This window comes from Chromobacterium alticapitis, from assembly GCF_002924365.1.
GTDB lineage: Bacteria > Pseudomonadota > Gammaproteobacteria > Burkholderiales > Chromobacteriaceae > Chromobacterium > Chromobacterium alticapitis.
This window is the reverse complement of sequence record NZ_PQWB01000085.1, coordinates 1-6,304: the sequence shown is the minus strand read 5'-3', so window position 1 is coordinate 6,304 and position 6,304 is coordinate 1. Positions and strand designations below refer to the sequence as shown.

The following is a 6,304-nucleotide window of genomic DNA, read 5'->3' as shown; positions in this document are numbered from 1 at the left end:
GATCGAGGAATGCTTCGGCTGGCTGAAAACCGTCGGAGGCCTTCGCAAAACCAAACTGATCGGCCGGGCCAAACTGGCCGGGCAAACTTTTTTAGCATTTGCGACATATAACCTGATCCGCATTGGCAGCCTGTCCGGTTGCTGGGGCGGATCGCATGTATAGGGTGTATTGCGCCCAAAATCGCCGGATAACCGGCAAACAGCCTGAAAACCCAGGCAGAGAACGGATTTATTGGCATTCTACCCGCTGAAACCGCCCATTTTTGTTCATATGGAAATGGGTTGGGGCAAGATCGACGTGTTTTTCAACGGCCTGATAGCCCGCGTGACCTTGGCAAACTTGCTTGGCCAGACCCACGCAGGACCACCCCGAACATGGCCACAACAACGTCCAGCTAGCCACTCGGCCCAGACAGGCTTTGGCTCAGCCCGCCGCTCTCCAGGACCAGCCGATCCAGTTCCTTCTCGCTGAGCTCTGTGCACTTCAAGATGAGTGCTCGATCCATGTCGGCTTTCACCATGGCCAGCGCCACTCTACGGACGGCCCGCAGATACCCTTCGATGAACCCGCACACATAGCTAATCTCGTAGTCACTAAGATATCCATCTTGCACCCACTGTTGTTCCGGGGTCATGTTGCCTCACCTCATGAAAATTCGCCATCCGGCATACATGCGCTCGGGCATCCCATCCGATAGCCGCCTATGCGCCTGAGCACGTCTCGGCCCCAGGCATCGGCAAAGAGATGCCGTAGCCACCCTGAGAATAGGCAAATTTCTGCCGGAATGGCGACTGCGCCACGCCGCGTGCCGAGGCCCCTCGGCCATCCAAGTCGTCGCTGTGATTGCGCGGTAGCCTGGCCTCCACAGTCAGACGCAAGATGATGATGCCCTTCCTGGCCCTCGGGCCCGCCTGGTACCTACAGATGCCTGTGGACCAGCAACTGGAAAAATAAGGCCGGGTAGCGGAAAGGCCAAACCAGCAGCATGCCCAACTTCTCTGAGGAGACGTTCTGCAACGTGTCATAGACCGGGTGCCACTCGATCAGCCCGCGCAGCACCAGCCGGTTGAGCAGGAAGCCGCATCCGATGTAGGTAAATGGCAGAGTCACTCCCGGAAACCAGTCGAACTTAACGGTCAACAGCAGCAACATCATCTGGACCACAAGCAACGCAACGTAGATGACGAAACCCTTGCCGAGGGTCATCTCCGGGCTAAGCGGTGGAACATCGGTATTGGACATTTACGTTTCTCCATGAAGCTGAGCTTGCTGAGCAAGGTCAGTATTTCGGTCATTCACAGTTCAGGAATCCATCCGGATAGAACCAGGGCCGACGCTCAGGCAACGAACGCCATCTCAGCACCCGTCTATGCCTGCACGACGCTGGTACTTGGCGCCGGCGGCTAGTGGCCGATCCACCTGTTGGCTCCCCTTACCGCCATCAGCAGTCAAAAGGCCTACTTGAGCAGCTAGTGACCTCCCGTCGGCCATCCCCTGTGTGGATTTCATGGTTTCATCCCGATAGTCGTTTCAACAGGCATCGAGCGGCCTGGTGGTTTGCCTGGCACATCCGATATGCCACCGGCAAATACTAAGCAATCCTTAGTAAATCAACAAGCGGAAACTAAGACGATCTTAGCCTCACTTGCGAGGTCAAGATGTCTGCCAGTCCTGTTCCCAAACGTCTGAAAGAAGCGCGACAAGCCGCCAAGCTGACGCAGGAGCGGCTGGGGATCCTGGCGGGGATTGACGAGGAGTCGGCCAGTGCGCGCATGAACCAGTACGAGCGCGGGAAGCATGAGCCAGACTTTCTGACCCTGTCGAGAATCGCCGCCGTGCTGGAGGTTCCGGCAACGTACTTCTACACGGAAGACAATGACGTAGCCGAGCTGTTGATACTGCTGCATCGGCTCCTGCCAGCTGACCGGCGTAAGCTAGCGCAGTATCTGAAAGGCGAGAGCTCTAGCCCGGCTTTTCAACTCGAGCCATAGCGCCCAAGCCTGTTTAAATCAGGAAGTCTTCCAACAGGGTTAACCGCTGAAGTGGGTATCCTTGGAGAGTAGCCCAGAGTCGAAAGGCCTCACTTCCAGTGTAATAGCTCTCACTCCGTTGGCAGAGTCGGCTTTCGGCAACCAATCCCAAGAGAGCTGCACCAGCATCAAGCTCTTGAAGTTCGACTAATTTATGGTACACCTCGTCAGCACAGATCTCGGTTCTCCAGAACAGGCCGTCTTCACCCCATTCGTCATCAGGCAAGATGAGCCAGCTGCGGATAGGCTCGCGTAGGACATCGAACACCCGAAAAACCTCGTCCATCGAGCCCACCGGAACGTTCAGAAGCGTCCATATCGTATGATGGTAGATCTCATAGGTGCCAGGAAAATCCGCCTCAACCCGCAGAATAATTGAGCGTCGATCCCCCGTATCCTTCGGCGTGACGGTCCCCCTCAGATACTTGTGCCACAAGCACGGACGATGGCTCCCCTCTGCGCTGAACCAGCGGTAGCGATCATCAAGCTGCGTTGCCGATAAGCCGCTCAACCGCATCACCGTTCTCGCCCAATAGACTCCCCGTAGCCTGTCGCCAATACCCTTCCGTGGTCTGCCTCGTGTTGGTTGAATAGATCGCATCCCAATCCTAAGATTTACTTAGCTTAATCAGCTTTAGTCAGATTAATCATCTTATTTTAACTATCTATTGACATCAGGCAACCTCCTGGCATTTTGGGATTCACCCATGCCAACCGCATTCCGCGGCGGCAGCAGATGGAAGGGAGAGTCCGTTTGAACCGTCGTCGTTGAGCGTCAGGCACGAAAAGCAAACGGCCCGAGTTTTGCAGAACTCGAGCCGCTACCTGAAACCATCTAGCCACACACCAGATAGTTTCATTCTACGGTAAGACCCTCCAGCGTCAAGTTGGTCCGGGGCCTGCCGGGGAGAGGTACGCTTCGACATGGCGAAGATCAACGCGCAGTTCGGACTCCCGCGCTCAATCAGCCGGAGATATCGCCATGTTGTCCGATCATGCATTCGCAGAGTTTTGCCAGCGTCAACAGTTAAGCAATACAAGCATCAAAGTCATCGGGCGGGTTCGACAGTCCGATCCGAGTCGCCGGGTCAAAAGCAGCTGGGGTAACGTGTCATGCCGTTTCACCAGCCGCAAGATGCGGGTAACGATACAGGCGGAAAGCCACAGCAACGAGCTGGCTGCGCTCTACCTCTGGGAGCACGACCCCAATGTTCACGAATTCTACGACCAGCCTGAGCCGATCAAGCTCAAATACGCCAAGGAAAATGGCCGCAAGATCGGCGTGACCCATACCTCGGATTATTTCCTCATCGCAGAGGATTTCATCGGTTGGGTCGAATGTAAAACGGAAGAGGAGCTGGAACGCCTGGCGACGAAACAACCCGAGCGTTTCCAATTTGTTGACGGCCAGTGGCACTCCCCTCCCGGCCAAGCCTTTGCCGCGCAGTTTGGCCTCGGCTATCGCATCCGCTCTTCCAATGAAACGGATTGGAGCCTGGTGCGCAACCTGCACTTCCTGCAGGACTACCTAGCCGACCATCCCCTGCAGACCAGCCCGGAGGAAAGCAAGCTCATCCAGGGCTTATTCCAAGACAAAGCCGACCACTCGCTGTTCGAACTCCTGCACGCCCACGAAGACCTGTCGGCGGATGCCATCTATCAGGCCATCGCCGATGGCGGCTTGTACGTGGATCTTTGCGCCGCCCCCCTATCCGATCCGGTCAACGTGATGGTTTACCGCGATGCCGTCGCAGCCGAGTGCCTACGCACCCAGGGGGTAACCAACGCACGATACCCCAATGCCATGCGCTGACGTTCGAGCCAGGCACGACGTTTGGCTGGCAGAGTGCCACCTGGAAAATTACTCACCGTACTGAGGCGCATATCGACATCGTGTCGGCCAGCGGCGAGCTATTGACCTTGTCTTGGGCGTCGATCGATGAACTCCTGTCCAGAAGCGAGTTGGTGAGCCTCGCCCCGGCCAGCAACCAACGCTCTCCACAGGTGTTGCTGTCCGAGAAGATCGCCAAGTGCTCGTCGGAGATGCTGGCAGCGGCACACATGCGCTTGCAGCTCATCAATGGACAGCCCTCCGAGCTACTGGTGTGCCGCCGGACGGAGTGGGAGTACCAACGCCGCTTCAAGGAGGCTGAAGCACTTTATGGCAATGGTTTCATCGGCCTGATTGATCGCACCAAGCAGCGTGGCAACCGACTGCGCAAAGTCAGCGAGAAACAGGTCGTACTGATGCATAACGTCCTACGCGAGCACTACTTTAATGAGAAGCAGCCTTGCCTAAACATCGCCTACGGCGAGTTGCTATTGCGTTGCGAAGAACAGGGCCTGATCACGCCCAGCATCAAGACCTTTTCGAATGAGCGCCGCAAGGTCTACGGAGAACACCAGGGCAAACGCATCCGGGAAGGACGTAAGGCAGCGTATAACCTGGAGGAATTGATCTGGTCGGGAACGGGTGCTTTCCCTCCGCATGGCGAGCGCCCTTTCGACATCGCCCATATTGACCACACGGAGATCGATCTGATGTTCAAGATCGGCGATGAGAACGAGTCGATCGATCGAGCCTGGCTATCGATCATGATTGATGCGTACTCGCGGGTCGTGCTGGCGTACTACATCAGCTTCGAGACGCCAAACTACACAAACTGCATGATGCTGATCCGGCAGTGCGTGCAACGCCACCAGCGCTTGCCTGTCACGATCGTAGTGGATGGCGGCAAAGAATTTGCCAGCCAGTACTTCGAGCTGCTGCTGGCATCGTTTGACATCAGTAAGAAGACCCGCCCTCCGCACTCGCCACGCTTTGGTTCGGTCATGGAGCGCCTGTTCGGCACCCTCAACGACAAGCTGTGGCACAACCTGCAAGGCAATACCAAGCTACTGCGAGATCCGCGGTCATGCTCGGCATCGCATGATCCGCGTCGGCTGGCGATATGGACATTGGGCAAGCTTGAGGCGCAATTCGAGCGCTGGCTGGAAGAGGTCTACCACGTATCGTTCCACACGACGCTGCAGGCCAAGCCACGGGACGTCCATGCTGCCGGGCTGGCGGACTTTGGAAACCGGGAACAGGCTCGCATTCCATTCAACCGAGAGTTTGTCATCAACTGCCTACCCTGGGTGAAGACGAACAAGCTCACCGTTCAGGCAGGCCGCGGGGTAAAACACTATGGCAAGTGGTACTGGCATGGCGCCTTCCGCCGGCCGGAAATTCCCGATACGCAGGTCGAAGCCCGCTATGACCCATTTGACCTCTCCTGCCTCTACGTCTTTATCGACGGCACATGGATACGTTGCGAAACCCAAGATGCCTACCTCAACGAGCACATGGACGAACGGCAGCTACGCTATGTAACCAGCGTCTACCGCCAGTTCAAACGCGCTTGCGAGGTGTACCAGAAGGCCAACGCCAAGGTCTCGGCGCGGTTCTATCGCGGCCTGCGCCAGGAAGAGGCCTCACTGCAGGTTGGTCAGAATCCTGGCCTATCAGCTAACTCGCCGCCGAACGCCTCTGAGGACAGGACCACCACTCCGCCCCAGATCGCCGAGAACGATTACTGCCTGTTTGGAGACTTCTGATGATGACCGCCTATGATTGCCACGAAGACGTTGCGCTGGAGTTCACCGCCTCTGATGCGACAAAGCTGGACTACTTTCTCCAGAAGACGATTCAGCATCCGCACCTGGACGATGCGCTCAATAAGGTACTGAACGTAACGGCGAACAAATCCCACCCCAACCTGGTGATCGTGACCGGGCCCACCGGCGTAGGGAAAACGACTCTGGCCCAGAAGCTTGAGGACTGCATCAATGACCGGGAGCGCAACCAAGTTGCACGACATCCTGGCTGGACGCCGGTCGTGCAGATCTCGGCCGTTACGCCCAGTACCAAGGGGTTCAACTGGAAGGACTTCTACATCCGCCTTCTGAGCAAGCTTGAGTGCACCGATCCGCAGATGAAATTACCGTTTGCCATGGAAGACTACCGCTTCATTGATGAACCGTTTCGTCCGCTCCACGGCGCCGCAACGGCCGGGACGTTGGAAAGAACGGTCGAGACGGCGATACGCCACCGCCGGGTTCGCTACATTATCCTCGATGAAGCCAACCAGATTCTGCTGGGTGCCCATCACCGCGATCTGCGTAGTCAGTTCGAAATGGCGCTGTTGCACAAATCCGCCCGTCCCGCGGCTTGGTAAGATAGTGGCATGACCAAGCCCGCTCCAAAACGCTATCGAACGACCAACTGGAACGC

General features: G+C 56.8%; 7 protein-coding genes and 1 pseudogene. 5 read left to right on the top strand and 3 right to left on the bottom strand.

Annotated features, from left to right (window positions below; all coding sequences use genetic code 11):
- Positions 1 to 163: pseudogene (locus C2I19_RS16235) on the top strand (IS5/IS1182 family transposase); the annotation flags it as partial.
- Positions 164 to 395: 232 nt separating this feature from the next.
- On the opposite strand, the gene C2I19_RS16230 reads toward C2I19_RS16235, so the two are convergent.
- A complete protein-coding gene (locus C2I19_RS16230; RefSeq protein ID WP_103903706.1) occupies positions 396 to 635 on the bottom strand; it encodes a hypothetical protein in 240 nt (79 codons plus the stop codon).
- 284 nt (positions 636 to 919) lie between these two features.
- Entirely contained in the window at positions 920 to 1,243 is a 324-nt protein-coding gene (locus C2I19_RS16225) for a hypothetical protein (RefSeq protein WP_199181223.1), read from the bottom strand.
- Between the two features lie 416 nt (positions 1,244 to 1,659).
- On the opposite strand from C2I19_RS16225, the gene C2I19_RS16220 reads away from it, so the two are divergent.
- Complete coding sequence (locus C2I19_RS16220; RefSeq protein WP_103903705.1) at positions 1,660 to 1,992, top strand: helix-turn-helix domain-containing protein; 333 nt, start codon at positions 1,660 to 1,662, stop codon at positions 1,990 to 1,992.
- Between the two features lie 13 nt (positions 1,993 to 2,005).
- Here C2I19_RS16220 and C2I19_RS16215 read toward each other — a convergent pair whose 3' ends face one another.
- Entirely contained in the window at positions 2,006 to 2,548 is a 543-nt protein-coding gene (locus tag C2I19_RS16215) for a hypothetical protein (RefSeq protein ID WP_103903704.1), read from the bottom strand.
- Positions 2,549 to 3,013: 465 nt separating this feature from the next.
- Between C2I19_RS16215 and C2I19_RS16210 the strand changes: the two genes are divergently transcribed.
- The 3 genes from C2I19_RS16210 to C2I19_RS16200 all read left to right on the top strand — a co-directional run bounded on the left by C2I19_RS16210 (position 3,014) and on the right by C2I19_RS16200 (position 6,248).
- Complete coding sequence (locus C2I19_RS16210) at positions 3,014 to 3,844, top strand: TnsA endonuclease N-terminal domain-containing protein (RefSeq protein ID WP_103903703.1); 831 nt, start codon at positions 3,014 to 3,016, stop codon at positions 3,842 to 3,844.
- A gap of 80 nt (positions 3,845 to 3,924) precedes the next feature.
- The gene (locus tag C2I19_RS16205; RefSeq protein WP_103903702.1) at positions 3,925 to 5,628 is read left to right on the top strand and encodes a TnsB C-terminal domain-containing protein; all 1,704 of its coding nucleotides are present in this window, start codon (positions 3,925 to 3,927) and stop codon (positions 5,626 to 5,628) included.
- On the top strand, positions 5,628 to 6,248 hold the full coding sequence (locus tag C2I19_RS16200) for an ATP-binding protein (protein ID WP_103903701.1): 621 nt from the start codon (positions 5,628 to 5,630) through the stop codon (positions 6,246 to 6,248). The genes C2I19_RS16205 and C2I19_RS16200 overlap by 1 nt, the downstream gene beginning before the upstream one ends.
- Positions 6,249 to 6,304 lie beyond the last annotated feature (56 nt).